Origin of the sequence: Pseudomonas sp. NPDC089569, assembly GCF_050280625.1 — a bacterium.
GTDB lineage: Bacteria > Pseudomonadota > Gammaproteobacteria > Pseudomonadales > Pseudomonadaceae > Aquipseudomonas.
The window spans coordinates 1-24,087 of sequence record NZ_JBNNVQ010000071.1; the positions used below are offsets into that span (position 1 = coordinate 1).

Annotated in this window: 26 protein-coding genes and 1 riboswitch; of the genes, 12 read left to right on the forward strand and 14 right to left on the reverse strand. The window is 59.7% G+C overall.

The genetic code is table 11. The features are described 5' to 3' along the window. Positions 1 to 163: 163 nt before the first annotated feature. The 5 genes from ACQKP2_RS22620 to ACQKP2_RS22640 are packed head-to-tail and all read right to left on the reverse strand — an operon-like array spanning position 164 to position 4,229. The gene (locus ACQKP2_RS22620; RefSeq protein ID WP_427579599.1) at positions 164 to 805 is read right to left on the reverse strand and encodes an urea amidolyase associated protein UAAP2; all 642 of its coding nucleotides are present in this window, start codon (positions 803 to 805) and stop codon (positions 164 to 166) included. Between the two features lie 11 nt (positions 806 to 816). After that, positions 817 to 1,542 (reverse strand): urea amidolyase associated protein UAAP1, encoded by a 726-nt coding sequence (locus ACQKP2_RS22625; protein ID WP_427579601.1) that lies wholly within the window; start codon positions 1,540 to 1,542, stop codon positions 817 to 819. A 12-nt stretch (positions 1,543 to 1,554) separates the two neighbouring features. Then, positions 1,555 to 2,334, reverse strand: coding sequence for an ABC transporter ATP-binding protein (locus ACQKP2_RS22630; protein WP_427579602.1), 780 nt, complete (start codon positions 2,332 to 2,334; stop codon positions 1,555 to 1,557). Continuing rightward, a complete protein-coding gene (locus ACQKP2_RS22635) occupies positions 2,331 to 3,146 on the reverse strand; it encodes an ABC transporter permease (RefSeq protein ID WP_427579604.1) in 816 nt (271 codons plus the stop codon). The genes ACQKP2_RS22630 and ACQKP2_RS22635 overlap by 4 nt, the downstream gene beginning before the upstream one ends. A 15-nt stretch (positions 3,147 to 3,161) precedes the next feature. Then, entirely contained in the window at positions 3,162 to 4,229 is a 1,068-nt protein-coding gene (locus ACQKP2_RS22640; protein ID WP_427579606.1) for a putative urea ABC transporter substrate-binding protein, read from the reverse strand. Between the two features lie 61 nt (positions 4,230 to 4,290). After that, positions 4,291 to 4,391: riboswitch (guanidine-I (ykkC/yxkD leader) on the reverse strand. Between the two features lie 283 nt (positions 4,392 to 4,674). Here ACQKP2_RS22640 and ACQKP2_RS22645 point away from each other — a divergent pair. Both ACQKP2_RS22645 and ACQKP2_RS22650 read left to right on the forward strand, forming a co-directional pair. Next, positions 4,675 to 4,959, forward strand: a complete 285-nt coding sequence (locus ACQKP2_RS22645; RefSeq protein ID WP_427579608.1) for a hypothetical protein — start codon at positions 4,675 to 4,677, stop codon at positions 4,957 to 4,959. Between the two features lie 167 nt (positions 4,960 to 5,126). Then, entirely contained in the window at positions 5,127 to 5,582 is a 456-nt protein-coding gene (locus ACQKP2_RS22650) for a hypothetical protein (protein ID WP_427579609.1), read from the forward strand. 118 nt (positions 5,583 to 5,700) lie between these two features. Here the strand turns inward: ACQKP2_RS22650 and ACQKP2_RS22655 are convergent, their stop codons facing one another. Then, complete coding sequence (locus ACQKP2_RS22655; protein ID WP_427579610.1) at positions 5,701 to 6,813, reverse strand: enoyl-CoA hydratase/isomerase family protein; 1,113 nt, start codon at positions 6,811 to 6,813, stop codon at positions 5,701 to 5,703. 132 nt (positions 6,814 to 6,945) lie between these two features. On the opposite strand from ACQKP2_RS22655, the gene ung reads away from it, so the two are divergent. Then, on the forward strand, positions 6,946 to 7,641 hold the full coding sequence (gene ung, locus ACQKP2_RS22660) for a uracil-DNA glycosylase (RefSeq protein ID WP_427579611.1): 696 nt from the start codon (positions 6,946 to 6,948) through the stop codon (positions 7,639 to 7,641). A 110-nt stretch (positions 7,642 to 7,751) separates the two neighbouring features. Here the strand turns inward: ung and ACQKP2_RS22665 are convergent, their stop codons facing one another. The 5 genes from ACQKP2_RS22665 to ACQKP2_RS22685 are packed head-to-tail and all read right to left on the reverse strand — an operon-like array spanning position 7,752 to position 13,126. Then, on the reverse strand, positions 7,752 to 8,795 hold the full coding sequence (locus ACQKP2_RS22665) for an AbrB family transcriptional regulator (RefSeq protein WP_427579612.1): 1,044 nt from the start codon (positions 8,793 to 8,795) through the stop codon (positions 7,752 to 7,754). After that, positions 8,788 to 10,302, reverse strand: a complete 1,515-nt coding sequence (locus ACQKP2_RS22670; protein ID WP_427579614.1) for a tripartite tricarboxylate transporter permease — start codon at positions 10,300 to 10,302, stop codon at positions 8,788 to 8,790. Before ACQKP2_RS22670 ends, ACQKP2_RS22665 begins: the two co-directional genes overlap by 8 nt. Position 10,303: 1 nt before the next feature. Next, positions 10,304 to 10,762: a tripartite tricarboxylate transporter TctB family protein gene (locus ACQKP2_RS22675; protein ID WP_427579616.1), complete on the reverse strand. Its 459-nt coding sequence runs from the start codon at positions 10,760 to 10,762 to the stop codon at positions 10,304 to 10,306. A gap of 57 nt (positions 10,763 to 10,819) precedes the next feature. Beyond that, entirely contained in the window at positions 10,820 to 11,797 is a 978-nt protein-coding gene (locus ACQKP2_RS22680; protein ID WP_427579618.1) for a Bug family tripartite tricarboxylate transporter substrate binding protein, read from the reverse strand. Positions 11,798 to 11,836: 39 nt separating this feature from the next. Next, complete coding sequence (locus ACQKP2_RS22685; protein WP_427579620.1) at positions 11,837 to 13,126, reverse strand: OprD family porin; 1,290 nt, start codon at positions 13,124 to 13,126, stop codon at positions 11,837 to 11,839. Between ACQKP2_RS22685 and ACQKP2_RS22690 the strand changes: the two genes are divergently transcribed. From ACQKP2_RS22690 to ACQKP2_RS22700, 3 genes are read left to right on the forward strand one after another with little or no spacing between them, the layout of a single operon-like run. Further along, positions 13,125 to 13,349, forward strand: coding sequence for a hypothetical protein (locus ACQKP2_RS22690; RefSeq protein WP_427579621.1), 225 nt, complete (start codon positions 13,125 to 13,127; stop codon positions 13,347 to 13,349). The genes ACQKP2_RS22685 and ACQKP2_RS22690 overlap by 2 nt on opposite strands. A 15-nt stretch (positions 13,350 to 13,364) precedes the next feature. Next, positions 13,365 to 14,036 carry a response regulator gene (locus ACQKP2_RS22695; RefSeq protein WP_427579623.1) on the forward strand — a complete coding sequence of 224 codons (672 nt, stop codon included), beginning with the start codon at positions 13,365 to 13,367 and terminating at the stop codon, positions 14,034 to 14,036. Continuing rightward, entirely contained in the window at positions 14,029 to 15,417 is a 1,389-nt protein-coding gene (locus ACQKP2_RS22700) for a sensor histidine kinase (RefSeq protein WP_427579625.1), read from the forward strand. The genes ACQKP2_RS22695 and ACQKP2_RS22700 overlap by 8 nt, the downstream gene beginning before the upstream one ends. Before the next feature lie 54 nt (positions 15,418 to 15,471). On the opposite strand, the gene ACQKP2_RS22705 is transcribed toward ACQKP2_RS22700, so the two are convergent. After that, positions 15,472 to 16,293: an HDOD domain-containing protein gene (locus ACQKP2_RS22705; protein WP_427579627.1), complete on the reverse strand. Its 822-nt coding sequence runs from the start codon at positions 16,291 to 16,293 to the stop codon at positions 15,472 to 15,474. A gap of 35 nt (positions 16,294 to 16,328) precedes the next feature. Beyond that, positions 16,329 to 17,270 carry a YgfZ/GcvT domain-containing protein gene (locus ACQKP2_RS22710; RefSeq protein ID WP_427579628.1) on the reverse strand — a complete coding sequence of 314 codons (942 nt, stop codon included), beginning with the start codon at positions 17,268 to 17,270 and terminating at the stop codon, positions 16,329 to 16,331. Positions 17,271 to 17,419: 149 nt separating this feature from the next. Between ACQKP2_RS22710 and ACQKP2_RS22715 the strand changes: the two genes are divergently transcribed. Together ACQKP2_RS22715 and ACQKP2_RS22720 are read left to right on the forward strand one after the other, a co-directional pair. Next, positions 17,420 to 17,674: a succinate dehydrogenase assembly factor 2 gene (locus ACQKP2_RS22715; RefSeq protein ID WP_175376188.1), complete on the forward strand. Its 255-nt coding sequence runs from the start codon at positions 17,420 to 17,422 to the stop codon at positions 17,672 to 17,674. Further along, on the forward strand, positions 17,658 to 18,110 hold the full coding sequence (locus ACQKP2_RS22720; RefSeq protein ID WP_427579630.1) for a protein YgfX: 453 nt from the start codon (positions 17,658 to 17,660) through the stop codon (positions 18,108 to 18,110). The genes ACQKP2_RS22715 and ACQKP2_RS22720 overlap by 17 nt, the downstream gene beginning before the upstream one ends. Here ACQKP2_RS22720 and nadB read toward each other — a convergent pair. Continuing rightward, complete coding sequence (gene nadB / locus ACQKP2_RS22725) at positions 18,079 to 19,695, reverse strand: L-aspartate oxidase (RefSeq protein ID WP_427579632.1); 1,617 nt, start codon at positions 19,693 to 19,695, stop codon at positions 18,079 to 18,081. The genes ACQKP2_RS22720 and nadB overlap by 32 nt on opposite strands. 560 nt (positions 19,696 to 20,255) lie before the next feature. On the opposite strand from nadB, the gene rpoE reads away from it, so the two are divergent. The 4 genes from rpoE to ACQKP2_RS22745 all read left to right on the forward strand — a co-directional run bounded on the left by rpoE (position 20,256) and on the right by ACQKP2_RS22745 (position 24,030). Continuing rightward, positions 20,256 to 20,837: an RNA polymerase sigma factor RpoE gene (gene rpoE, locus ACQKP2_RS22730; RefSeq protein ID WP_123715030.1), complete on the forward strand. Its 582-nt coding sequence runs from the start codon at positions 20,256 to 20,258 to the stop codon at positions 20,835 to 20,837. A gap of 31 nt (positions 20,838 to 20,868) precedes the next feature. Next, the gene (locus tag ACQKP2_RS22735; RefSeq protein WP_427579633.1) at positions 20,869 to 21,456 is read left to right on the forward strand and encodes a sigma-E factor negative regulatory protein; all 588 of its coding nucleotides are present in this window, start codon (positions 20,869 to 20,871) and stop codon (positions 21,454 to 21,456) included. 8 nt (positions 21,457 to 21,464) lie between these two features. Beyond that, positions 21,465 to 22,424 (forward strand): MucB/RseB C-terminal domain-containing protein, encoded by a 960-nt coding sequence (locus tag ACQKP2_RS22740; RefSeq protein ID WP_427579635.1) that lies wholly within the window; start codon positions 21,465 to 21,467, stop codon positions 22,422 to 22,424. Positions 22,425 to 22,602: 178 nt separating this feature from the next. Then, on the forward strand, positions 22,603 to 24,030 hold the full coding sequence (locus ACQKP2_RS22745; protein WP_427579637.1) for a DegQ family serine endoprotease: 1,428 nt from the start codon (positions 22,603 to 22,605) through the stop codon (positions 24,028 to 24,030). The last annotated feature ends 57 nt before the right edge of the window (positions 24,031 to 24,087 follow it).

Sequence of the window (24,087 nt, forward strand, 5' to 3'; positions counted from 1 at the left end):
GAGCGAGCACGCTCGCGATGGAGGTCCAGACACCGCTGGGCGTCAGGCTGCCAGCGTTATCGTTGACGACCATCGCGAGCGTGCTCGCTCCTACAGGGACCTATGCACTGCCCCGAACGGGCCTGGCACAAGGTGAACAGCCAACGGCGCAAGCGGGTGAGTTTCAGTTCCATACCAACAACTCCGCAGGCGTGGGGTTGTAGGCGTTGCAGGGGTTGTTCAGTTGCGGGCAGTTGGAGATCAGCACGATCACATCCATCTCGGCACGCAGGTCGACGTACTTGCCGGGTGCGGAAATGCCGTCCTCGAAAGTCAGGCCGCCGTCGGCGGTGACCGGTACGTTCATGAAGAAGTTGATGTTCGGTCCGATGTCGCCTTTGCCCAGTCGCCCGTCGTGAACGCAGGCGCGCAGGTAATTGTCGCGGCAGCTGTGCATGTAACGTTTTTCGAGCGCATAGCGCACGGTGTTGCTTTCCTGCGCGCAGGCTCCGCCGAGGGTGTCGTGACGTCCGCAGGTGTCAGCGACGATGGTCAGCATCGGTTTGCCGAGGTTGGAATACAGCACGCTGCCGGTGCCCAGATAGACGCTGTTCTGCCGGCGCAGGGTGCGCTGTACGTCGTAGCGTTCTTTCGGGTTGGCGGCGCTGTAGAACAGCGTATCGACCGCCTGATTGCCTTCCAGGTCGAGGATACGCAGGGTCTGGCCGGCTTTGACTTCCATCAGCCAGGGTTCGCCGGCGGGGATGGTGGCACGGTAGGTCGCGGTTTCAGGCGACTGTGCAGCGGTGGCGATAGCATGTGACATGGCAACGATCCTCAGGCGAACAGGCGGTCGGTGTTGATGAAGCCGCGCTCGTTTTCCGGGCGTGACGTGCGGCAGTGTTCGGCGACGCTGGCGTCTGCGTTCATCCAGCTGAGCTTCAGGGGCTTGGGCGCATAGTCCGGTGCCGGGTCCATCGGGTGTTGCAGGGCAGTGAGCACGACCAGGGTGTCCATCGGCGCGTACAGTTCGATGTAATCGCCGGCCTTCGAGTTGTTTTCGACAAACTGGAAGCGTCCGGCGTCATCGACGTTCACGCGGCTGAACAGGTTGAGGGTCATCAGCAAGTCGGACAGGCCCAACCCCCATTTGCCCAGTTCCACCAGCAGGTTGTCGGTGCCATTGCGAAAGAAGCCGTTGCGCAGTTCCTGATAGCGACCGGTGCCGTACTTTTCCTGGACCTCTTCGGCGCAGAGCACGCCGCCCAGGCTGTCGCTCCAGCCACAGGTGTCGGTGGTGATCGCCGCCAGTACGCGACCCATGTCCGAATACAGGCAGTGACCGGCCGTGAGCCTGGCGGTGTGCTGGCATTTGAGGCTGTCGGGCAGGTTCAGGCGCTCGGTTTTTTCATTGGCGTTGAGCAACGTCAGGCTGACATTGGCGCCGCCGCGCAGGTCGGTCAGGCGCAGCAACTGGCCGCGCTTCAAGACGAACGAACGGTGGCCACCGCCGGGGAGTGTTTCTTCGGCAAACGGCGGGAACAGTTGAGTCGAATCAATCATCGGGAAATCCTCTCAAGCACTGCGAAGCGATCTCGCCAACGGCACCGATAGCGCGTTGATGGCGGTGCGGCGATCGCTGTTCAGGGGAATGTCGTAGGTGATGCGCGCGCCGTAGGCACCGGGGGCGTGCGGATCGATGCGTACCTTGTCGAACACCAGCAAGCGGGTGCCCAGGCTGAAGCCTTCGGACAGATCGTGGGTGACCATGAACACGGTCACTCGCGTTTCGCGCCACAGTTCCAGGAGCAAGGCGTGCATGTCCTTGCGGATGCCCGGGTCGAGGGCGCCGAAGGGCTCGTCGAGCAGCAACACGCGAGGCTTCATGATCAACGCCTGGGCGATGGCCAGCCGTTGCTGCATGCCGCCGGAGAGCTGTGCCGGGTACTTGCTCAGGGAGTGACCGAGACCGACCTTGTGCAACAGCACCGAAGCCTGTTCCCGCGCCTCTTTTTTGGCACTGCCGAACAAGCGCCCCAGCAAAGGCGAGCGTGGCAGCTCAAGGCCCAGGGCGACGTTGTCCAGCACACTCAGGTGCGGGAACACCGAATAGCGCTGGAATACCACGCCACGGCTCGAATCCGGCTCGCCTGCCAGGGGTTGACCGTCCAGCAGTATTTCGCCGCGGCTGGCTTTTTCCTGACCAAGCAGCAGGCGCAGAAAGGTCGATTTACCGCAACCGGAGGCGCCGACGAGGGTGCAGAACTCGCCCTCGTTGACGCTCAGGTTCAGACCTTCGAGCACCACCTGATCGGCGTACTGCTGCCAGACGTTTTTCACGGTGATGAAGCTCATGGCCGTGCCCCCTCGTACCAGGGAAACGCACGCTGGGTCAGGCGCTTGAGGCCCCAATCCATTAACCAGGCGAGCAGGGTGATCCACACCACGTAAGGCAGGATCACATCCATCGCCAGGTAGCGACGCACCAGGAAAATCCGGTAGCCCAGGCCATCGGTGGACGCGATGGCTTCGGCGGCAATCAGGAACAGCCAGGCCGAACCGAGTATCAGCCGCAGCGAGATCAACAGGCGAGGCAACAATTGCGGCAGCACCACCCGCAGCATCAAGGTCCAGGTCGAGGCACCGAGGGTCTGGGCCTTGATCAGCAGCTCCACGGGAATCTCCCGGGCACGTTGTTCCAGGTCACGGGCCAGGGCCGGGGTGATGCCGATCACGATCAGCATCACTTTCGACAACTCGCCAAGACCGAAGACGATGAACAGGATCGGCAGGATTGCCAGTGGTGGCACCATCGACAGGACGGTCAACAAGGGCGACAACGGCGCACCGAACAGCGGCAGGGTGCCAGTGGCAATGCCAAGACACAGCCCGGCCAATGCGCTGATGCCCAGGCCGATAGCCAGGCGTTGCAGGCTGGACGCGGTGTCCTGCCAGAGCAGGTATTCACCGGTGCGGCTGTCGGCGACGAAGGCCAGGCGTTTGACCGCGTCGGTCATCTGCACGGCGCTCGGCAACAGCTTGTCATTGGGGTTCTCCATCAGCCGCTCGGCCGAGCCCATGAAGTAGGCGAGCAGTACCAGGGCGAACGGCAGGATCACCAGCAGCAGGCGACTCGGACGATCCGGGTGGCGATTGATCAGGCGCATGGCCAGGTCCTCTTCTTACAGCTTGGCGTCGGCGGCCATCTGTACGTAACTCGGATCGAAGCGCAGCTTGAGGTTGCCCTTGTCGCCGCTGGTCACGCCGTTGGCGAAGGCCATGCCGACAGCGCTGGTGTCCTTGGCGCCTTCGCCCAGCAAACCGTGCTGGAACGAGAACTCGGCGACCCGGCGCATGGTTTCCGGCAGTTGTTGGCTGGTGCTGAATGCCAGCGCTTCGCCGGGTGTGGCAAACAGCTTGGTGGTGTCCAGTTGTGCCTGGAAACCGGCCAGGTCAGTGCCGGAGGCCTTGGCCATGTGTTCCAGCGCCGCTTTGCCGGCGGCGTTTTTCGCATTCATCAACGCCACCACTTCGAACCACGCACCGGTCAGTGCCTTGCCCAGGGCCGGGTTGTCTTTGAGGGTCCGGGAGTTGACCACCATCATGTCCATGATTTCGCCGGGGATCTGGCTGGAGTTGAAAACTTCGGTCACGGAAGGCTTGGCCTTGATGTCCGACAGCATCGGGTTCCAGGTGGTGACGGCGTTGACCTGCGGGGTGTTGAAGGCGGCCGAGATGTCGGCGTCGGAGGTGTTGACCACTTTCAGGTCTTTCTCGGTGAGGTCCACCGAATCCAGGGCACGGGCCAGCAGGTAGTGGGAGACCGACAGCTCGACCAGATTGACGTCCATGCCCTTGAGATCGGCGACTTTCTTGCCTTCGCCCTTGAGCACGATGCCATCGTTGCCATTGGAGAAATCGCTGACGATCAGCGCGGTGCTATCGACGCCACCGGCCGCCGGGATGGTCAGCGCATCCATGTTGGTCATGGTGCAGCCGTCGAACTGGCCGGCGGTGTACTGGTTGATGGATTCGACGTAGTCATTGAGCTGCACGACATCGATCTTGATGCCGTACTTCTTCGCCCATTTGTCGACGATGCCCTGGCTACCGGCATATTCCCAGGGCATCCAGCCGGCATAGATGGTCCAGCAGACGCTGAAGTGGTCTTTCTGCGCAGCCTGGGACGAGAAGCTCACAAGGGCTGCGAACGCAGCGGCGAACAGGGCGGGTAAACGAAGCTGGGGCATGGTGATTCTCCAGTTGATCAGGGGCGGGCAGAAGGCAATGCGGCACCGCGAGCGGTGGCTTGTCTCCCGGGCTTTTGTCCCGCCGTGTAACCTCAACTGGAGGTCGCCGACTCTCGGACCAGTCACTCGCCATCGCGAGCCGGAACCCTAGTCAGCCATTGCAAATTGTGGTGCCGCGAACCTGTGATGACTCCTGCACGCTGTTGCTAAAGCGAGAGCCGTGCCAAGTCGACTGGAGCGCTCTGGCGCAAGGGATTGCTCGATTGATGCCACGGCAGGCAACGCAGTCGTTGCCTTGTGTTGGTGCGCAGATGCACCGCATTGGCACGTGCCCGCCGCTGATCCGAAGGTTCACGGAAGGTCGCACTTGGCTGGGGTTTGTCAGTCAAAACAGATGTCAGCCGGTCTGTTCCGACTGCTGTCACAGGTCTTTACGGAGGCCGTCATGTTGCGTCGATTGCTGCTGGGTGCAGCGCTCGGTTTGGGGTTGGCCGGTTGCTATTACTACGACGGTCCAGCCGACGTTTACGCGGCACCTTATTACTACTACCCCGGTTACTACTCACCTTATTTCTACGGTTACTACGGCGGCTATTACGGCCCTCGTTATTACGGTGGTTATCCTCGCTATTACTATGGCGGCCATGGTTACTACGGCCACGGTTACTACGGGCGAGGGTATTACCGAGGTGGATATCATGGCGGTGGATATCACGGTGGGCATCACTAATCAGCGCATGAATGGATGAAAAACCTTTCATCGGCAAGATGTTTCAACTTGTTTCAAGGTCGCACCAGTCTTCGACTTCGATGTCTGAATCTTCGACAGTCGCAGAATATTCGACTGTCGCCTGCCAGCGTCGCTGGTGTGGCTCTTTCGCGGTCCAGGAGGCCGCCATGTATCGCCGAACTCTTCTGATTGCCGTGCTGGGTTTTTCCCTGGGTGGATGCGTGCCTTATCCCGATGGAGGCGACAGCTATTACAGTTCCGAGGTCTACACCTCACCGGCGCCTGCCTATTACGCCGGCGGCAGTTCCTACTACTCCAATGGCGGCGGTTACTACACACCGCCACCCCGGTACTACGTGCCTCCGGCTCGTTATTACCAGCCGACGCCGCGCTACTATTCGCAGCCGCGGATCTATCAACCCGCACCGCACTACTACCAGGCGGCACCTCGCTATTACCCGCAACGGGCAGACTACCGGGCCTGGCAAAATCGTGGTTGGGACGGGCGTAATCGCGGTGGTTGGGATAACGACTACCGTGGCCACGGTGGACGCAACAATAACCACGGCGGGCGAGATGATCATGACCGGCACGGCGATCACGACGGCCGGGATCACCGTTAGTTAAAGCACTGAATGAAATACCTGTGGGAGCGAGCCTGCTCGCGATGGTGGACTATCAGCTGACGTGATCGTCGACTGACAGAACGCCATCGCGAGCAGGCTCGCTCCCACAGTTTGTTCAGTATTCCGACAAGTCCGCCAATGGGTGGCGACCCTCCCAAATCTTGTGGAAATGCGCCTCTACCACCGCATCCGGCACTTTGTTGATATCCGGCCAGTGCCAGTGCGGTTTCTGATCCTTGTCAATCAACCGCGCACGCACCCCCTCGCTGAACTCCGGATGACGACAGCAATTGAGGCTCAGGGTGTATTCCATCTGAAAGACCTGCGCGAGTGACAGGTGCCGGGCCCGGGCGATTTGTTCCCACACCAGATGAGCGGTCAGGGGCGAACCCTCGCTCATGGTCCGAGCGGCACGACTGAGCAGCAGGTCGGTGTGATCGCGCAACAGGCTGATGGTTTTCCAGGCGCAACGCACATCGCTGACGTCCAGTAGTTCATCGATACGCTGACGTCTGGGCAGCCACTGGGCTTCGGGCATCTGATGAACGGCTTCCTGCTGCAGGGCCTTGAGCAGGCTGTTGAGCTGCATAGCGGTCTGTTCCTGCCAGTTCAGCTGCAACAAGCCTTCGATGAGTGTTTCCTGCTGTTCATCGAGCAGGAATCGATCGGCCAGATCCAGATCGATCGCATCGCGACCGTTCATATGGGCGCCGGTCAGGCCGAGGAACAGGCCGAGTTTTCCAGGCAGGCGCGACAAGAACCAACTGGCGCCGACGTCCGGATACAAACCGATGCTGATCTCGGGCATCGCCAGGCGGCTGCTTGGCGTGACAATGCGAATATTCGCGCCCTGCAACAAGCCCATCCCTCCGCCAAGCACATAACCGTGTCCCCAGCAGATCAACGGCTTTGGGTAAGTGTGCAGGCCAAAGTCCAGGCGATATTCCGCGGCGAAGAAGTTTGCGGCCAGGGGCGGCACCTCACCCGGATGGGCGCGGCAGGCTTCCACCAGGCTGCGGACTTCGCCACCGGCGCAAAACGCCTTGGCGCCATTGCCGCGTAGCAGGACGCAGACGATTTGCGGCTCCTTGGCCCAGGCATCCATTCGGTCGCGCAGGGCATTGATCATCGGCAGGGACAGGGCGTTGAGCGACTTTTCGGCATCCAGGGTGGCAATGCCGATGCGGGCGCCGTCCGTGCCGGTGAGTTCTTCGAAGTGCAGATTCATCATGACCTCGATCGAGAATTTGAGGCTTAAGTATGACCGCTGCGCAGGAAAGTGCCGGATCCGTGTCAGATCAATTGACAAGCGTGATGCGCTTTCCTAGGGTTCGCCCCATTGTTTTTGCCGGGTATGACCATGACTGCTGACGACCGTATCAAACTCGAACCGAGCTGGAAGGAGGCACTGCGTGCCGAGTTCGACCAGCCTTACATGGCTGAGTTGCGAAAGTTCCTGCAAGAGGAGCGAGCGGCCGGCAAGGAGATCTATCCGCCGGGACCGCTGATCTTCAACGCACTCAACTCAACACCGCTGGACAAGGTCAAGGTGGTCATTCTCGGCCAGGACCCCTACCACGGTCCGGGCCAGGCCCATGGTTTGTGCTTCTCGGTCCAGCCGGGAGTGCCGGCGCCGCCGTCGCTGGTCAATATCTATAAAGAGTTGAAGCGCGACCTGAACATCGACATCCCCAATCACGGTTACCTGCAGAGCTGGGCCGAGCAGGGCGTGCTGATGCTCAACACCACCATGACCGTCGAGCGTGCCAACGCCAATGCCCACGCCGGCAAGGGCTGGCAATTCTTCACCGACCGGATCATCGAGGTGGTCAGCCAGCATCAGCCGCACCTGGTGTTCCTGTTGTGGGGCGCCCATGCCCAGAGCAAGCAGAAACTCATCGATACCACCAAACACCTGGTGCTGACTTCCGTGCATCCATCGCCCCTGTCGGCCTATCGCGGCTTTCTCGGTTGCGGGCACTTCAGCCGGACCAACAAGTTTCTGGAACAGAATGGCGAAATGCCGATCGAGTGGCGGTTGCCGCCGGTCGTGTAATGATCGTTCCCACGCTCTGCGTGGGAACGCCTCAATGGACGCTCTGCGTTCGGCTCTGCAAGGGACGCGGAGCGTCCCGGGCTGCATTCCCACGCAGAGCGTGGGAACGATCAATCAACTGAGTCTGGCTGTCGGTTCCAATACCTGAACAACGGCTCGGCCAGAAACAGCACAAACAACAGACGCATCACCTGCATCGCCGTGACCAGCGGCACCGACAGTTGCAGGGTTTCGGCCGTCAGGCTCATTTCCGCAATGCCGCCGGGCATCATGCCCAGGGTCAGCGAACGCAGATCCAGATGGGTCAGTGCGCTCAACCCCAAGGCGGCTGCCGTCGCCATCAACATGGTCAACACCGTGCCGATCAGGGTTCGTCCCATGAACGACGGCGCGCGCCGGAAAAACTGCCGGTTGAAGTGACAACCCAAGCCGCTGCCGATCAGCCATTGGCCGATCTGGCTGCCGCCATTGGGCAGTCCGATATGCAAATCCCAGCCGATGCTGACCGCCGCACTGACCAGCAGCGGTCCGAAAAGCCACGGATTGGGCTGGCGCAGGCGTTCCCAGAGCCAGGCTGCCAATGCGCCTGCGGGAAACAGAATCGCCAGCCAGCGCCAATCGATGCTGCCAGCGTGGGAGAGTGGCGCGCCGTCACCCAGCAGGTATTTGAACGCTGCCGGTACACACAGCACTACCACCAGCACTCGCAGGCTCTGCCCGGCGGCTACCCGGCTAAGTACCGCGCCGTTGCGGGCGCCAAGGTTGACCATCTCCCCGGAGCCTCCGGGCATGCTGGAAAAGAAAGCAGTGGCGCGATCTTCACCGGTGCGCCGCATCAGCCATACGCCGACAACGGCAGACAGGCTGGTGATCAGCGCACCAAAGAAAATCAGGCCGAAATGACTGAGGACCTGCTCCATCACCAGCGGGGTGAAGTGCAGGCCGATGCCGATGCCGACAACCCACTGGCCGCATTTGCGACCACCAGGGATTTCCGCCAGTTGCCAGGGTGTCAGGCAGCGAACGAGGATGATGGCCAGCAAGGAGCCGACCATCCATGGCAGTGGCCAGCCGACCTGGCTGGCGAGGTAACCGCCCAGCAGGCCGACCAGCGGGGTTCCCCACCAGGCTTTGAAAGGTGTTCGATCAGGCATCGGCAACAACGCGCCTTGCAACCGAACGTTTGCGCCAGATTCGCAGCAGCGGCACCAGCAGCATGACAACGATCAATCCCCAGACGCCGACGGTGATACCGCTGGACCAGAGAATGTCCAGCGAGCCGTTGGAGATCGACAGCGCCCGACGCAGATTCTGTTCCATCAGGCCACCGAGGATGAAGCCCAGCAAAACCGGCGACAACGGGAAGTCCAGCTTGCGCAGGATGTAACCGAAGATGCCGATGCCAATCATCAGGAACAAATCGAACGTCGTGGCATGCACGGCGTACACGCCAATGGCGGTGATGATGGCGATCATCGGCACCAGCGCCCAGTTCGGTACGGCGAGGATTTTGGTGAAGATGCGGATCATCGGGATATTGAGGATCACCAGCATGATGTTGGCGATGAACAACGAGGCGATCAGGCCCCAGACAATATCCGGCTGCTGTTCAAACAGCAGCGGCCCCGGCGTGATGTTGTACAACGACAGCGCGCCGATCATCACGGCCGTGGTGCCGGAGCCCGGAACACCGAGGGTCAGCATCGGCACCAGGGCACCACAGGCTTCTGCGCCAATGGCGGTTTCCGGTGCGGCCAGGCCACGCTTGTCGCCTTGTCCGAATTTTCCCTTGGGACCGGCGATACGCTTCTCGGTCATGTAGGCCACGGCGCTGGCCAGTGTCGCACCGGCACCCGGCAGCACGCCCATGATGAAGCCGAGCAGGCCACAGCGCATGTTCACCCAGAACACTGACGCGGCTTCCTTGAGGTTGAACAGCATCCGGCCGGTGGCCTGGAACGCTTCCTGACCTCGGTGGGTTTTTTCCAGCAGCAGGAGAATTTCGCTGATGGAGAACAGACCCAACACCAGGACCACGAACTGGATGCCATCGGTGAGATGAATGTTGTCGCCGGTGAACCGGTACACACCGCTGTTGGCATCAATGCCGACGGTCGACAGGAACAATCCGATCAGCGCCGCGATAAATGTCTTGAGCGGTCGATCCCCGGCCATGCCGCCCAGACAGACAATCGCAAATACCATCAGTACGAAATATTCCGCGGGGCCGAAGGCGATCGCCCACTTCGCCAGCATCGGCGCGAACACCACCATGCCGCAGGTCGCGATGAGTGCGCCGATGAACGAGCTCCACGCCGACAGCGACAACGCTACGCCGGCCAGCCCCTGGCGGGCCATTGGATAGCCATCGAGGGTGGTCATGACGGTGGACGCCTCGCCCGGGATGTTTAACAGAATCGAGCTGATCCGGCCGCCGTATTCGCAACCCAGGTAAACCGCAGCCAAAAGGATCAACGCCGACTCGGGCGGCAGGCCGAGGGCGAAGGCGATGGGGATCAGCAGCGCAACGCCGTTGATCGGCCCAAGTCCGGGCAGCAGGCCGACAATGGTGCCGATCAAGGTACCGCTCAGCGCGGTCACCAGGTTGTACGGGGTCAATGCGACGCCGAAGCCGTGACTCAAATATCCAAGGGTATCCATATCAGTTCTCCAGAACGTCGAGCAGGCCCAGAGGCAGTGGCACGTCCATGACTTTGTCGAACAGCAGGTACAGACCAACGCTCATCAGGCTGATAATGACCGCGCCCGGCAGCCAGCGTCCGCCGTACAGTCGAGCCATTGGAATGCCGACCAGCATGCTGCTGAGGATGAAGCCCAGGGGTTCGAACAGTCCGGCGAAGACCAGCAGCAAGAGCACGCATACACCAATCTTGTTCAGGGTCTGGCGATCCATCGGCGGGTCTTCATCGGTGTGCTTGATCGGCGAGGGGCGGTACACCATGTAAATCAGCGCCAGGCCCATCAGCCCCAACATCAACAGGGGGAAGGCGCGTGGTCCGATCGGTTCGTAGGAAAGGGGTGCCTGGTAGGGCCAGGCCATCAGTACCAGGCCAAGACAGGCCAGCAACAGCACCGAGGCAAAAATGCGTTGTAAGAGCATGGGGAACTCCTGTAACACGGCCCCGCGAACGGGGCCGTGTCTGCTAGACAGAGACGATCACTGAATCAGGCCGAACTCTTTGGCCAGCACCTTGTAGTCCGCGACTTGCTTCTTCACGTAGGTGTCCAGTTCCTGGCCGGTCATGGCAAAAGGGAACAGTTCACGCTGATCGCGCAACTTGGCGAACTCTTCGGAGGCCAGCAGCTTGTCGAAGGCACCTTTCCACCAGGCGTAGTCTTCGTCGCTGACTTTCGGCCCCAGGTAGAAACCGCGGACCACCGGCCAGACGATGTCGTAGCCTTGCTCCCGGGCTGTCGGGATATTTTTCATTTCCGGTTCGTCGAGACGATTTTCGGCGAATACCGCCAGCAGGCGCATGTCGCCACTGAGGATGTGTGGCATGGAGTCGGAAATGTCGGTGCTGCCGACCTGGATGTGGCCGCCGAGCAGGGCGGTGGCGATTTCACCGCCACCTTCGAGGGCGACGTAACGCAGGTCGCGTGGGTTGATGCCGGCGGCCTTGGCGATCAGGGCTGTCTGCATCCAGTCCTGGCTGCCCACGGTGCCACCGGAACCGATCACCACTTTGCTCGGATCTTTCTTCAGTGCCTTTACCAGATCGTCCAGGGTCTTGTAGGGCGAGTCGCTTTTCACCGCGATGGCGCCGTAGCTGGTGCCGACGGCTGCGAGCCAGCGCACATTGGTCTCATCGAATCGACCGAACTTGCCTTGCGCCAGGTTCAACAGCGAACCGCTGGACCAGGCCACGAGGGTGCCTGCATCCGCGGGACGCTGGGCTACCACGGCGTTGTAGGCCACGGCACCCACGCCGCCGGGCATGTAGGTCACGCGCATCGGTTTGGTCAGCAGCTTTTCATTGACCAGCGCGCTTTGCGCCAGTTTGCAGGTCAGGTCGAAACCACCGCCGGGTGAGGCCGGGGCGATGCATTCCGGACGCTTGGGTTCGGCAAGTGCTTGGCCAGTGAGCAGCAGGACGCTGGCGGCGAGGGCGAGCTTACGCATTGACAGGTTCATTCAAGTCTCCTTGGGAGTTGTTGTTATCGACGTACTGAATTACCAAAGGGCAACGCTATAGCTCACCAGCAGACGTACTTCATCAGCATCGCGAGCGGAGTAGTTGGAACGGTAGGTGGCATTGCGCAGGCGCACGGCGACATCCTTGAACGCGCCGCTTTGTACTACATATTTGATCTCGGAGTTGCGTTCCCATTCCTTGCCTTCGTCACCGTTCTTGAGCTTGATGTTGTCGCCGCTCACGTAACGGCTCATGAAGCTCAGTCCCGGGATACCGAGCGTGACGAAGTCGAAGTCATAACGAGCTTGCCAGGAACGCTCTTGGGCGCCGGCAAAGTCGTTGATCTGCACGAAGTTCACCAGGTACGGGTCGGCGCCATCGACATACGGGAACGCGCTGTCGCCGGACATGTGCTGGTAACCCGCGCTGAACTTGTGCCCGCTCAAGGCGTAGCTCACCAGGCCATTGAGGGATTTGTTGTCGATCTTGCCGCCACGGGCCTGGCCCTGGTCGTCACTGATGGCCAGCCGCAAGTCAGTGCCAAAGGTACCTGGGCCCAATGGCTGCGAGGCGATCAATCCGAGAAAGTGCTGGTTATAGACTTCATCGAGTTGCGCGAAGTGATAGCTGCCGGTGATCTTGTCGGTGAACTTGTAGTCCAGGCCACCAAAGTCAAAGTGCTTGCCGGCCACGGTGCCGGCAAAACGGCCATTCTTGTTGTTGAGGGCAATGTCCTCGAAGTCCGTGCTGTCGCGATCCTTGGCCTTGTCCAGGCGCCCGCCGGTGAAGGTCAGGTTCTTGATCTCTTTGGAGGTCAGCATGCCGCCTTCGAAGGTTTGCGGCAGGATGCGCCCGTCGTTGGGTTTGAGGGTTGGCAGTTCCGGTATCAGGCTGCCAACTTTCAGCTCACTGGCAGAAATTTTCATTTTGCCGGTCAGGCCGAGCTTGGAGTATTCATTAACGGCGCGTCCATCGTCCGTCGGCAGCAGACCGGTGCCGGTGCGGTCCGGGCTGGAATCGAGCTTAACCCCCATCATGCCCAGCGCATCGACCCCGAACCCCACGGTGCCGTCGGTGTAGCCTGATTTCAGGTTAAGCATGAAGCCCTGGGCCCACTCGTCGCGCTTGGACTGTTGGGCGCTGGTGCCATCGCGAAAATCGCGGTTGAAATACATGTTGCGGGTTTCGAAAGTGGCCGAACTGTCTTCGAAGAACGCGGCTTGGCTCAAGGGTGAAAAACCGGCAAGGGCGGCAGCGCTGGCAAGCGCAGTGTGGCTGAAACGGGAGAGGCGGGCAGGCGCGATTGCCTGGGTCTGCAGGAGCTGCATGGATGACTTACTCCGTTTATTGTTTTTATTTGTCGAAAACGCTTCGAGGCGTTTTTCGTATCGCTGTATGGCAGCAGCGACGGCAGTCGAAACTGTCCGTGACGGGACTGTAACGGGCCAACCTTTCGCTAACCTTTCATCTGTCTTTCAAGGATTTTCAGGCTTCACAGCGACGGATGGCGCTGTAAACTCCGCGCCAAAGAATGGCATCGACCATCCCTGAATGAGGTAAAGATCCATGCGTGTTCTGCTCGTCGAAGACCATCCGCAGCTTGCCGAAAGTGTCGCCCAGGCGCTCAAGGGCACGGGACTTACCGTGGATGTGCTGCACGACGGCGTGGCGGCCGATCTGGCGCTGGGCAGTGAGGAGTACGCCATGGCGATCCTTGATGTCGGCCTGCCGCGCATGGATGGTTTCGAAGTGCTGGCGCGTTTGCGCGCACGAGGCAGGAACTTGCCAGTGCTGATGCTGACAGCGCGCAGCGATGTGAAGGATCGCGTCCATGGCTTGAACCTGGGCGCTGACGATTACCTGGCCAAGCCTTTCGAATTGACCGAGCTGGAAGCCAGGGTCAAGGCCTTGCTGCGTCGCAGCGTGTTGGGTGGCGAGCGTGTGCAGCGCTGCGGGGTGTTGGCTTACGACCTCGACACCCGGCGTTTCACGCTCGGTGAAGAGTTGCTGACCCTGACTTCCCGCGAGCAGGCGGTGCTCGAAGCCTTGATTGCCCGTCCCGGCCGGGTCATGAGCAAGGAGCAACTGGCGGCCCAGGTCTTCGGGCTCGACGAGGAAGCGAGTCCAGACGCCATCGAAATCTATGTCCACCGCTTGCGCAAGAAGCTCGATGGCCAGCCAGTGGCCATCGTTACGTTCCGCGGCCTTGGCTATTTGCTGGAAAGCCGCGATGCATAAGCCCAGCAGCCTGCGCTGGCGCCTGTTGTGGAACCTGGCGCTGCTTCTGGTGGTGTTGATGCTGGCCAGTGGGTTGAGCGCTTACTGGAACGGTCGCGAAGCCGCCGACACCGCTTATGACCGGACGTTGCTGGCTTCGGCGCGGACCATTGCAGCCGGCCTGTCCGCGCGCGATGGCAGCCTCAGCCTGGATGTGCCTTACGTAGCGCTGGACACCTTTGCCTACGACAGTGCCGGGCGGATTTTTTACCTGGTCAACGACATTAATCAACAGCTGATTTCTGGCTATGAGAATCTTCCGGCACCACCGCCAGGGACTCCTCGTACGGATGACTATCCGGCGCTGGCGCGTTTCTACAACGCGACTTATCGGGGGCAGAACGTGCGTGTGGTCAGTCTGCTCAAGCCTGTCAGTGAGCCGAACATGAACGGTATGGCAGAGATTCGCGTCGCGGAAACCGATGAGGCACGGGTCAGCATGGCTCGCAGCCTGGCCGGTGATACCTTGTTGCGCCTGGGCATGCTGGCACTGGGGGCCTTGGTGATGGTGTGGTTTGCCGTCAGTGCTGCGTTGCGTCCACTGGAGCGACTGCGTACGGCGGTGGAGGATCGCCAGCCCGATGACTTGCGGCCATTGCCGCTGGTAGAAGTGCAGCACGAATTATGGCCGTTGGTGCGGGCTCTCAATCATTTCACTGAACGCCTGCGCGGGCAGTTCGAGCGTCACGCGCAGTTCATTGCCGATGCGGCTCACGAGCTGCGCACACCGTTGGCGGCGCTCAAAGCCCGGCTGGAACTCGGCTTGCGCTCGAGCCAGCCGCAGGAATGGCGTAGCACGCTGGAGATTGCCGCCCAGGGCACTGATCGTCTTACCCACCTGGCTAATCAGTTGCTGTCCCTGGCGCGGGTCGAGAATGGTGCGCGGGCGATTGCCGAGGGCGGTGCGCAGTTGCTGGATCTGAGTCAACTGGCGCGTGAGCTGGGTATGGCCATGGCGCCGTTGGCCCATAAACGCGGCGTGGCGTTGGCGCTGGAAGCGGACGAGCCGGTATGGCTGCGTGGTGAGCCGACCTTGTTGAACGAGTTGTTGAGCAACCTGGTGGACAACGCGCTGGCCCATACGCCTCCGGGTGGCAATGTCATTCTGCGGGTCTCGGCGCCTGCGGTCCTGGAGGTCGAGGATGATGGTCCTGGCATCCCTCTTGATGAGCGTGATCGGGTGTTCGAGCGCTTTTACCGACGCAACCAGCAAGTGGCGGGGACCGGCCTGGGCCTGGCCATTGTCGGCGAGATCTGTCGTGCGCATCTGGCGCAAATCAGTCTGCATGATGGGGCGTTGGCAGGTCTGAAAGTGCGGGTGAGTTTTATCGCGGGGGAGTGATGGTATCGGCGTAGCTTTACGCTTGTGGAGCGAGCGATGCGGTGATCTGAGCGCTTAGTAGAACATCGTCCGCGTTTCCTCCAGATCGGCGCACATCGCCTTGTTGTCGAGGTCGATCCTTAGCTTATTGAAAGCTGGCACGCTGAAGGGCTCCAGGCGCGAGAGCGGGTGGTCAGTGTCCCTGTGGCAGTAGAGGCTCGCCACCTGCACCAGATCGACATAGTCAACCTGAGCGGACTCGCGCTTGAAATTAAGATACAGCCGCGGCACCTGCACCAGCATGTCGGGGAAATCCCAGACCCGCAGCAGCTTGTCGCCGAGCAGCGGGTGGATGTGATCGATCACGTGATTGAGGCTCACCGGATCGGAAAGCAGCTCATAGTGATCTTCGGCATAGGTCAAAATGGGTAAAACACCGATCTGGTGCACCAATCCGCCGAGTGCCGCCTGATCGGGCTTGAGCTGGGTGTAGCTGCGGCACAGCGCATAACTGACACCGGCGATTTCCAGGCTTTTGCGCCAGACTTCACGCATCTTCTGCTCCACGACCTCGGAGCGGGCGTGGAATATCTGCTCCATGACCAGGCCGATGGCCAGGTTACTGGAGTAATTGATGCCCAGGCGTGTGATTGCCGTGTGCAGGTCGGTCACTTCCTGGGTGGCGCGCAGCAAAGGGCTGTTGACCACTTTGATCAGGCGCGCCGATAGCGCGGCATCGCGGCCGATCACTTTGCTCAGGGTGCTGATACTGATTTCCGGATCTTCGGCAGCCTTGCGAATCTGCAAGGCTACTTCAGGCAATGTTGGCAGAACCAGGTCATCGTTATCGATGGCCTCAACCAAATCCTGTTGGATCTTTTCCGCCAGCTCACTCATCTCGTTTCTCTAGGTGTCGCAAAAAGATACTGCGTTCAACGCTGAATTTCGCGGTCGCGGTCCAGTTCATAGGGCAGATCGAGCAATTGCAGGGCAGGGCCTTCGAGCGTACCTGCGTGTATATCACCCGTTTCGGCCGCTTCTGCCTGCAACACCGCCAGCAGTTCAATGTTCTGTTCGGCGTGGGCGGCAAGCACCACTTCGCCGATCGAACTTGTGTGGTTTGGAGAAAACAGCGGGGTGCCGGGTTCAGGCAGTTCGCCGGCCTCCAGTTGCACGCGATACAGGCGACGCTTGAGTTTCCCCAGATACTGCATCCGCGCGACGATTTCCTGGCCGGTGTAGCAGCCTTTTTTGAAGCTGACGCCACCGACAGCCTGCAGATTGAGCATCTGCGGGATGAAAAGCTCACGGGTGCCCGGCATTACCTGACCGATACCGGCGCGGATCTGCCCCAGCAACCATTGGTTGAGGTTGCCTTCGGCCAGCAGGGCGGACAGTTTGCCCCTGATTTCATCGGCACGATCGGCGGGCGCCCAGATCTCGGCACGATCAGGAGAAACACGAATGGCAATCAACCCGTCATGGCGCGCGACACTGTCTGTTTCTGCCGGCAGTCCGAACCCGAGGTCGATCAGGGCGGCATCGCCTTGGTCCAGTCCGAAGCGGACCCAGGCAGCGCTTTCATCGGTCAGCTTGGACTTGGAGAACACTGCGTACTTTTTCAGGTCCGCCAATTGCGGTTCCAGCAATTCGCTGGCCATGGCCATGAGCACGCCGTCACCTTCGAGCAGGATGCGGAAGCTCGATTGCATCCGGCCTTTCTGTGTGCAGCGGGCACCGAGGCTGGCCTGGGTGTCGCTCAGGTAGTTGAGGTTGCAGGTCAATTGGCCTTGCAGGAACTTGCCGGCGTCCGCACCGCGGACCGCCAGAACACCTTCATGAGACAGCGTGCAGAAAAAAGCAGAATCGGCCATGGGTCATCGCAGGGTAGAGAGTCTGGCGGACATGATAAGGGGGCGCCTTCGAAATGAATAGTTCACAAAGGCTTGTCGGTGACCGACCAAAGCCGACTGTTCGATCAGTCTCGGGGCTGTATACTTGCGGCCTATTTGAGGAGCGCTCCATGGTCGAAGATGTTGAACTGAATCGCCTCTACTGGCACAGCCGCCGCGGCATGCTTGAGCTTGATGTGTTGCTGGTGCCGTTTGTGAAGGAGGTTTACCCGCACCTCAACGAGGTTGATCGTGCCTGCTATGTCAGGTTGCTCGAATGTGAGGATCAGGACATGTTCGGCTGGTTCATGGAGCGTACCGAGTCGGAAGATCCGGAGCTTCAGCGCATGGTCCGCATGATCCTGGATCGTGTCCAGCCCAAGTAATTCGTTCGAGTGCCGCTGGCATGCCTCAGGGCAATTGCTGGCGGCATACCTTCTGGCCCAGCTGCTTGCGCTGGGTTCGCTCTGTCTTCTCGCAATTCCGGTCTGGGCCAGCCTGCTGGGGGCCTTGTGCTGTCTGGCGCATTTCATTTGGGCACTGCCGCGTCAGATTCTGCTCACGCACCCGCGGGCATTTTGTGGTTTGCGCCGACATGCAGGGGGCTGGCAATTATGGAATCAAGCGGCGGGATGGCAATCGGTGCAGCTGCGGCCGGACAGCCTGGCGCTGCCGTTGCTGGTGGTGCTGCGTTTTCGTCTGCCGGGCGAATGGCGCGTCAGGGCGATTTGCGTGCCTCGGGATTCGCAGGCGGCGGATGTTCACCGACGCCTGCGGGTTCGGCTCAAATTCAGCCGGCGTAGGTGGTTGGCACCAGAATAGTGTCCATGGCCACCGGCAGCATGTTCGGATAGTCGAGGGTGTAGTGCAGGCCACGACTCTCCTTGCGTTCCATGGCTGAGCGGATCATCAACTCGGCCACCTGGGCCAGGTTGCGCAGCTCGATCAAATCCCGGCTGACCTTGTAATTGCTATAGAACTCATCGATTTCGTCGAGCAGCAGGCGCACCCGGTGTTCGGCTCGTTGCAGACGTTTGTTGGTGCGTACGATACCGACGTAGTCCCACATGAAACGCCGAAGCTCGTCCCAGTTGTGCGCAATGATCACGTCTTCGTCGGAGTCGGTCACCTGGCTGGCATCCCAGGCAGGCAGCGCGACGGGTGCCGAAACCTGTGGCAACTGCTCCAGGATGTCTGCCGCCGCCGAGCGGGCGTAAACGAAGCACTCCAGCAATGAGTTACTGGCCATGCGATTGGCACCGTGCAGACCGGTAAAGCTGGTTTCGCCAATCGCATACAGCCCTGGCACGTCGGTACGGCCATGCTGATCGACCATCACGCCGCCGCAGGTGTAGTGCGCTGCCGGAACTACCGGAATCGGTTGTTTGGTGATGTCGATGGAGAACTCAAGACAGCGTTCGTATACGGTCGGGAAGTGCGACTTGATGAAATCTTCGGACTCGTGGCTGATGTCCAGGTAAACGCAATCGACGCCTAGACGTTTCATCTCATGGTCGATGGCCCGCGCGACAATGTCCCGTGGCGCCAGTTCGGCCCTCGGGTCGAAGCGGTGCATGAAGCGTTCGCCGTTGGGTAGCTTCAAGTGCGCACCTTCGCCGCGCAGGGCCTCAGTGATCAGGAAACTCTTGGCTTGCGGATGGTACAGGCAAGTGGGGTGGAACTGATTGAACTCCAGGTTTGCCACCCGGCAACCCGAACGCCAGGCCATGGCGATACCGTCGCCGCAGGCCCCATCGGGGTTGCTGGTATAGAGATAAACCTTGGCTGCGCCGCCGGAAGCGAGAATGACGAAGCGGGCGCCGTAGGTATCCACTTCGCCGGTATTACGGTCAAGGACATAGGCACCCAGGCAGCGATCGCCTTCCAGGCCCAGGCGCTTTTCGGTGATCAGGTCGATGGCTACCCGCTGTTCCAGCAATTCGATATTCGGTCGTTGTCTGGCCTGGGCCAGCAAGGTTCTGAAAATGGCCGCGCCGGTGGCATCGGCAGCATGAATGATGCGTCGATGGCTGTGACCGCCCTCGCGGGTCAGGTGAAACTCGAATCCGCCATCGTCGACTGCCGACTGTTCATCGCGGGTAAAGGGCACGCCCTGATCGATCAGCCATTGAATGGCCTCTTTACTATGCTCGACGGTAAAGCGCACGGCGTCTTCGTGGCACAGGCCGCCACCGGCATTGAGTGTGTCATCGACATGGGATTCGACCGTGTCGGTGTCGTCCAGTACGGCAGCGACCCCGCCCTGGGCCCAGAAAGTCGAGCCGTTGGCGAGCTCGCCTTTGCTCAAAACGGCGATACGCAAATGACCGGGCAAGGTCAGCGCAAGGCTCAAGCCGGCAGCACCGCTGCCAATTACCAGAACATCGTGTTGAAACTGTTGGCTCATTTCAGGATTCCGCTCAAAGCGACCCGGTTCGGGGGAGGCGCTGGACATCTGGACAAACAAGGTCGGGCAACCGCACAGCCCACTAGTATATAGAGGGGGGGAGCGGCACAATAGCCGGGCCCATATGGCATTGTGAAACTACTGTGACGGAAAAGAGCTGACGATTCGTCGGATGTTTTTTCAGCTGTTTCGACGATATCAGGACTGTATCGTGGATTTAACAGTCTTTTTCCATTCACGGTTGCACAATGTCGGTTTTGCGCGGCTATAAATATTTGGAACTTTTGCCAAAGGCCCAAGATCAATAGACGGTTGCCTGAGTCAAGGGACAGTATCGGCTTCAGCGCGGGATTTGCGGGTTGGATCCTTGCCGACGAATCCGATGACAAGATTATTCGCGCAGCCGGGGAATCTCGTGCTGCGCTTTTCGTGCGTGTTGAATCAGGGCACGCAGGAAACTTGCCTGGAGGGGGAGAACTTTTGCGAAAAGCCCGAGTCTATGTTTGCAAGCCCGGTCGTTTAGTTTTGCAAGCCTCCTCCGAGCTTATCGAGGAGTGTTCATGCTAACCCAGGAAGAGGATCAGCAACTGGTCGAACGCGTTCAACGCGGCGACAGGCGTGCTTTCGATCTGCTAGTGCTGAAATACCAGCACAAAATTCTCGGGTTGATCGTGCGTTTCGTGCACGACACCCATGAAGCCCAGGATGTGGCGCAGGAAGCTTTTATCAAGGCATATCGCGCCCTGGGGAATTTTCGCGGGGACAGCGCGTTTTATACGTGGCTTTACCGTATCGCCATTAACACGGCGAAAAACTATCTGGTTTCACGCGGCCGCCGGCCGCCGGATAGCGATGTCAGTTCCGAGGATGCAGAGTTCTACGATGGCGATCATGGCCTCAAGGATCTCGAGTCGCCAGAACGAGCTTTGTTGCGGGATGAGATCGAAGGCACCGTTCATCGAACCATTCAGCAACTGCCAGAAGATTTGCGTACGGCTTTAACTTTACGTGAATTCGATGGTCTGAGTTACGAGGACATTGCGAGCGTCATGCAATGTCCGGTGGGCACCGTGCGCTCCCGGATCTTCCGCGCCCGGGAGGCCATCGATAAAGCCCTGCAGCCGTTGTTGCAGGAAAACTAAAGACAGCGGCGACAGCCAAGAGAGGAACGCCATGAGTCGTGAAGCCCTGCAGGAATCGCTGTCCGCAGTGATGGATAACGAAGCGGACGAATTGGAATTGCGTCGGGTATTGAATGCCTGTGACGATGTTGAAACACGTGATACCTGGGCCCGTTATCAGATTGCTCGGGCAGCGATGCACAAGGATCTGCTGCTTCCTCGCCTGGATATCGCGGCTGCTGTTTCTGCGGCTTTGGCTGATGAAGCCGTACCGGCAAAAGTTACCCGTGGCCCATGGCGCAGCCTGGGGCGTCTGGCGGTCGCTGCTTCGGTAACCCTGGCCGTACTGGCAGGTGTCCGACTTTACAATCAGGACGAGATCGCAGGTGTCGAGCTGGCGCAACAATCCACTCAACAGAATCTGGCCGTTCCTCAAGTCAAGGGCCCGGCTGTTCTGGCAGGCTACAATGAGAGTTCGGATGCCACAGGCCCCATGGCCAATGGCGTATTGCAAGGTCAGCCGGGCTGGCATGATCAGCGTCTGCCAGGCTACCTGCGCCAACATGCTCAACAGGCTGCACTGAAAGGTACTGAGAGCGCTCTGCCTTACGCGCGTGCAGCAAGCCTGGAAAACCGTTAAGGAGGATCATGCGCGCCATACCTCTACTTACGCTTCTGCTTGGGGGCTGGTTTGTTGTCCCGGCCCATGCCGATGAAGCCCAGGACTGGTTGACCCGTCTTGGTCAGGCCGAGCAGCAGCAAAGCTTTCACGGTACTTTCGTTTACGAGCGAAATGGTAGTTTCTCTACCCACAACATCTGGCATCGTGTCCAGGATGGCAAAGTCCGCGAGCGCTTGCTTCAGCTCGATGGCTCGGCTCAGGAAGTCGTACGCATTGATGGGCATACTCAATGCGTCAGCGGCACGCTGATAGCGGGACTCGGGGATTCGCCAAACTCTTCCGCTCGTGCACTTGATCCACAAAAGCTCAAGAATTGGTATGACTTGGCTGTCATCGGCAAGTCGCGCGTGGCAGGACGACCGGCCGTCATCGTTTCGCTGACGCCTCGCGATCAGCACCGTTATGGCTTTGAACTGCATCTGGACAGGGAAACCGGCCTGCCGCTCAAGTCGCTGCTGCTGGACGATAAAGGTCGATTGCTGGAGCGGTTCCAGTTCACGCAACTGGATACCGTCGATGTTCCTTCTGACGATGAATTGCAACCAGGCGCCGATTGCAAGGCGATCAATCTGGAAAGTGACAAGGCATCAGCCGTCAAGACCGCACAGGTCTGGCATTCTGACTGGTTGCCACCGGGCTTCGAGCTGACGAGCAGTACAGCGCGCAAGGATCCCGAGACCAAGACTCAAGTCAATAGCCTGCTGTATGACGATGGTCTGGCGCGTTTTTCGGTGTTCCTGGAGCCGCTCAATGGCGCGGTAGTCAACGATACTCGCGCTCAGTTGGGCCCCACCGTTGCGGTATCCCGGCGCTTGAACACACCGCAAGGCGAGGTGATGGTGACGGTGGTTGGCGAGATTCCGGTAGGAACGGCTGAACGGATTGCGTTATCCATGCGTACCGATGCCGCTGCCGCCACGCAATAAGCCGAGATCGAAATGTTTCGTGAGCATTTCAATTTGCAAATTCCCTGAATATTTCTTATAGGTCAGAGCCCCTCGGCTCTGGCCTTGTTTGTTGTTCCCGGAACAAAGATACCGGCGTATCTTTTCCGGTGTTCCTTGATCCATATCGCTTAACCATGCTCGTCGTAACGGGAGCCGTATGTCGATACCACGCTTGAAATCTTACCTTTCCATTTTTGCCACCGTGCTCGTACTCGGTCAGGCGGTCTCTGCGCAAGCAGTCGAATTGCCCGACTTCACGCAATTGGTCGAGCAGGCCTCGCCTGCGGTGGTGAACATCAGCACTACGCAGAAGCTGCCGGACCGCAAAGTGAGTCAGCAGATGCCTGATCTCGAAGGTTTGCCGCCGATGCTGCGCGAGTTTTTCGAGCGCGGCATGCCGCCGCAATCCCGTACCCCGCGCGGCGATCGTCAGCGCGAAGCTCAATCCCTGGGTTCGGGGTTCATTATTTCGGCTGACGGCTACATCCTGACCAACAATCATGTGATTGCCGATGCCGACGAGATTCTTGTTCGCCTTGCTGACCGCAGCGAAATGAAGGCCAAGCTGATCGGTACCGACCCGCGATCCGATGTGGCATTGCTGAAAATCGAAGGCAAGGACCTGCCGGTCTTGAAGCTGGGCAAGTCCCAGGATCTGAAAGCCGGGCAATGGGTCGTGGCGATCGGTTCGCCGTTCGGCTTTGACCATACGGTGACCCAAGGCATCGTCAGCGCCGTCGGTCGCAGTCTGCCGAATGAAAACTATGTGCCTTTCATCCAGACCGATGTGCCAATCAACCCTGGTAACTCCGGTGGCCCGCTGTTCAACCTCAATGGCGAAGTGGTCGGTATCAACTCGCAGATCTACACTCGCTCCGGCGGCTTCATGGGGGTGTCGTTCGCGATTCCCATCGATGTGGCCATGGACGTTTCCAATCAGCTGAAAAGCGGTGGCAAAGTCAGCAGGGGCTGGTTGGGCGTGGTGATCCAGGAAGTTAACAAGGACCTGGCTGAGTCGTTCGGTCTGGAAAAGCCGGCCGGTGCTCTGGTCGCTCAGATCCAGGATGATGGCCCGGCAGCCAAGGGTGGCCTGCAAGTGGGCGATGTGATCCTGAGCATGAATGACCAGCCGATTGTCATGTCCGCCGACCTGCCGCATCTGGTAGGTGCACTGAAGGCTGGTTCCAAAGCCAATCTTGAAGTGATTCGGGACGGCAAGCGCAAGAACGTCGAGCTGACGGTCGGGGCGATTCCCGATGAAGACAAGGATATGGATGCCTTGCCGAAGTCTGGCATCGAAAGCAGCAGCAATCGCCTTGGCGTTTCCGTTGTGGAACTGACCGCTGAACAGAAGAAAACCTACGACCTCAAAGGTGGCGTGGTGATCAAGGAAGTTCAGGATGGCCCGGCCGCAATGATTGGCTTGCAACCAGGAGACATCATTACTCACTTGAACAATCAGGCCATCGAATCGACCAAGCAATTCACCGACATCGCCAAGGCGCTGCCGAAGAATCGCTCGGTATCGATGCGGGTATTGCGTCAGGGTCGCGCCAGTTTCATCACTTTCAAACTGGCTGAGTAATCCGGTTTCCGGCTGAATGAAAACCGCCTCTCATGAGGCGGTTTTTTTATGCCTGAA

Coding starts and splice junctions, on each gene's coding strand:
- ACQKP2_RS22620 (WP_427579599.1), bottom strand. CDS start 805: ATGTCACATGCTATCGCCACCGCTGCACAGTCGCCTGAAACCGCGACC.
- ACQKP2_RS22625 (WP_427579601.1), bottom strand. CDS start 1,542: ATGATTGATTCGACTCAACTGTTCCCGCCGTTTGCCGAAGAAACACTC.
- ACQKP2_RS22630 (WP_427579602.1), bottom strand. CDS start 2,334: ATGAGCTTCATCACCGTGAAAAACGTCTGGCAGCAGTACGCCGATCAG.
- ACQKP2_RS22635 (WP_427579604.1), bottom strand. CDS start 3,146: ATGCGCCTGATCAATCGCCACCCGGATCGTCCGAGTCGCCTGCTGCTG.
- ACQKP2_RS22640 (WP_427579606.1), bottom strand. CDS start 4,229: ATGCCCCAGCTTCGTTTACCCGCCCTGTTCGCCGCTGCGTTCGCAGCC.
- ACQKP2_RS22645 (WP_427579608.1), top strand. CDS start 4,675: ATGTTGCGTCGATTGCTGCTGGGTGCAGCGCTCGGTTTGGGGTTGGCC.
- ACQKP2_RS22650 (WP_427579609.1), top strand. CDS start 5,127: ATGTATCGCCGAACTCTTCTGATTGCCGTGCTGGGTTTTTCCCTGGGT.
- ACQKP2_RS22655 (WP_427579610.1), bottom strand. CDS start 6,813: ATGAATCTGCACTTCGAAGAACTCACCGGCACGGACGGCGCCCGCATC.
- ung (WP_427579611.1), top strand. CDS start 6,946: ATGACTGCTGACGACCGTATCAAACTCGAACCGAGCTGGAAGGAGGCA.
- ACQKP2_RS22665 (WP_427579612.1), bottom strand. CDS start 8,795: ATGCCTGATCGAACACCTTTCAAAGCCTGGTGGGGAACCCCGCTGGTC.
- ACQKP2_RS22670 (WP_427579614.1), bottom strand. CDS start 10,302: ATGGATACCCTTGGATATTTGAGTCACGGCTTCGGCGTCGCATTGACC.
- ACQKP2_RS22675 (WP_427579616.1), bottom strand. CDS start 10,762: ATGCTCTTACAACGCATTTTTGCCTCGGTGCTGTTGCTGGCCTGTCTT.
- ACQKP2_RS22680 (WP_427579618.1), bottom strand. CDS start 11,797: ATGAACCTGTCAATGCGTAAGCTCGCCCTCGCCGCCAGCGTCCTGCTG.
- ACQKP2_RS22690 (WP_427579621.1), top strand. CDS start 13,125: ATGGATGACTTACTCCGTTTATTGTTTTTATTTGTCGAAAACGCTTCG.
- ACQKP2_RS22685 (WP_427579620.1), bottom strand. CDS start 13,126: ATGCAGCTCCTGCAGACCCAGGCAATCGCGCCTGCCCGCCTCTCCCGT.
- ACQKP2_RS22695 (WP_427579623.1), top strand. CDS start 13,365: ATGCGTGTTCTGCTCGTCGAAGACCATCCGCAGCTTGCCGAAAGTGTC.
- ACQKP2_RS22700 (WP_427579625.1), top strand. CDS start 14,029: ATGCATAAGCCCAGCAGCCTGCGCTGGCGCCTGTTGTGGAACCTGGCG.
- ACQKP2_RS22705 (WP_427579627.1), bottom strand. CDS start 16,293: ATGAGTGAGCTGGCGGAAAAGATCCAACAGGATTTGGTTGAGGCCATC.
- ACQKP2_RS22710 (WP_427579628.1), bottom strand. CDS start 17,270: ATGGCCGATTCTGCTTTTTTCTGCACGCTGTCTCATGAAGGTGTTCTG.
- ACQKP2_RS22715 (WP_175376188.1), top strand. CDS start 17,420: ATGGTCGAAGATGTTGAACTGAATCGCCTCTACTGGCACAGCCGCCGC.
- nadB (WP_427579632.1), bottom strand. CDS start 19,695: ATGAGCCAACAGTTTCAACACGATGTTCTGGTAATTGGCAGCGGTGCT.
- rpoE (WP_123715030.1), top strand. CDS start 20,256: ATGCTAACCCAGGAAGAGGATCAGCAACTGGTCGAACGCGTTCAACGC.
- ACQKP2_RS22735 (WP_427579633.1), top strand. CDS start 20,869: ATGAGTCGTGAAGCCCTGCAGGAATCGCTGTCCGCAGTGATGGATAAC.
- ACQKP2_RS22740 (WP_427579635.1), top strand. CDS start 21,465: ATGCGCGCCATACCTCTACTTACGCTTCTGCTTGGGGGCTGGTTTGTT.
- ACQKP2_RS22745 (WP_427579637.1), top strand. CDS start 22,603: ATGTCGATACCACGCTTGAAATCTTACCTTTCCATTTTTGCCACCGTG.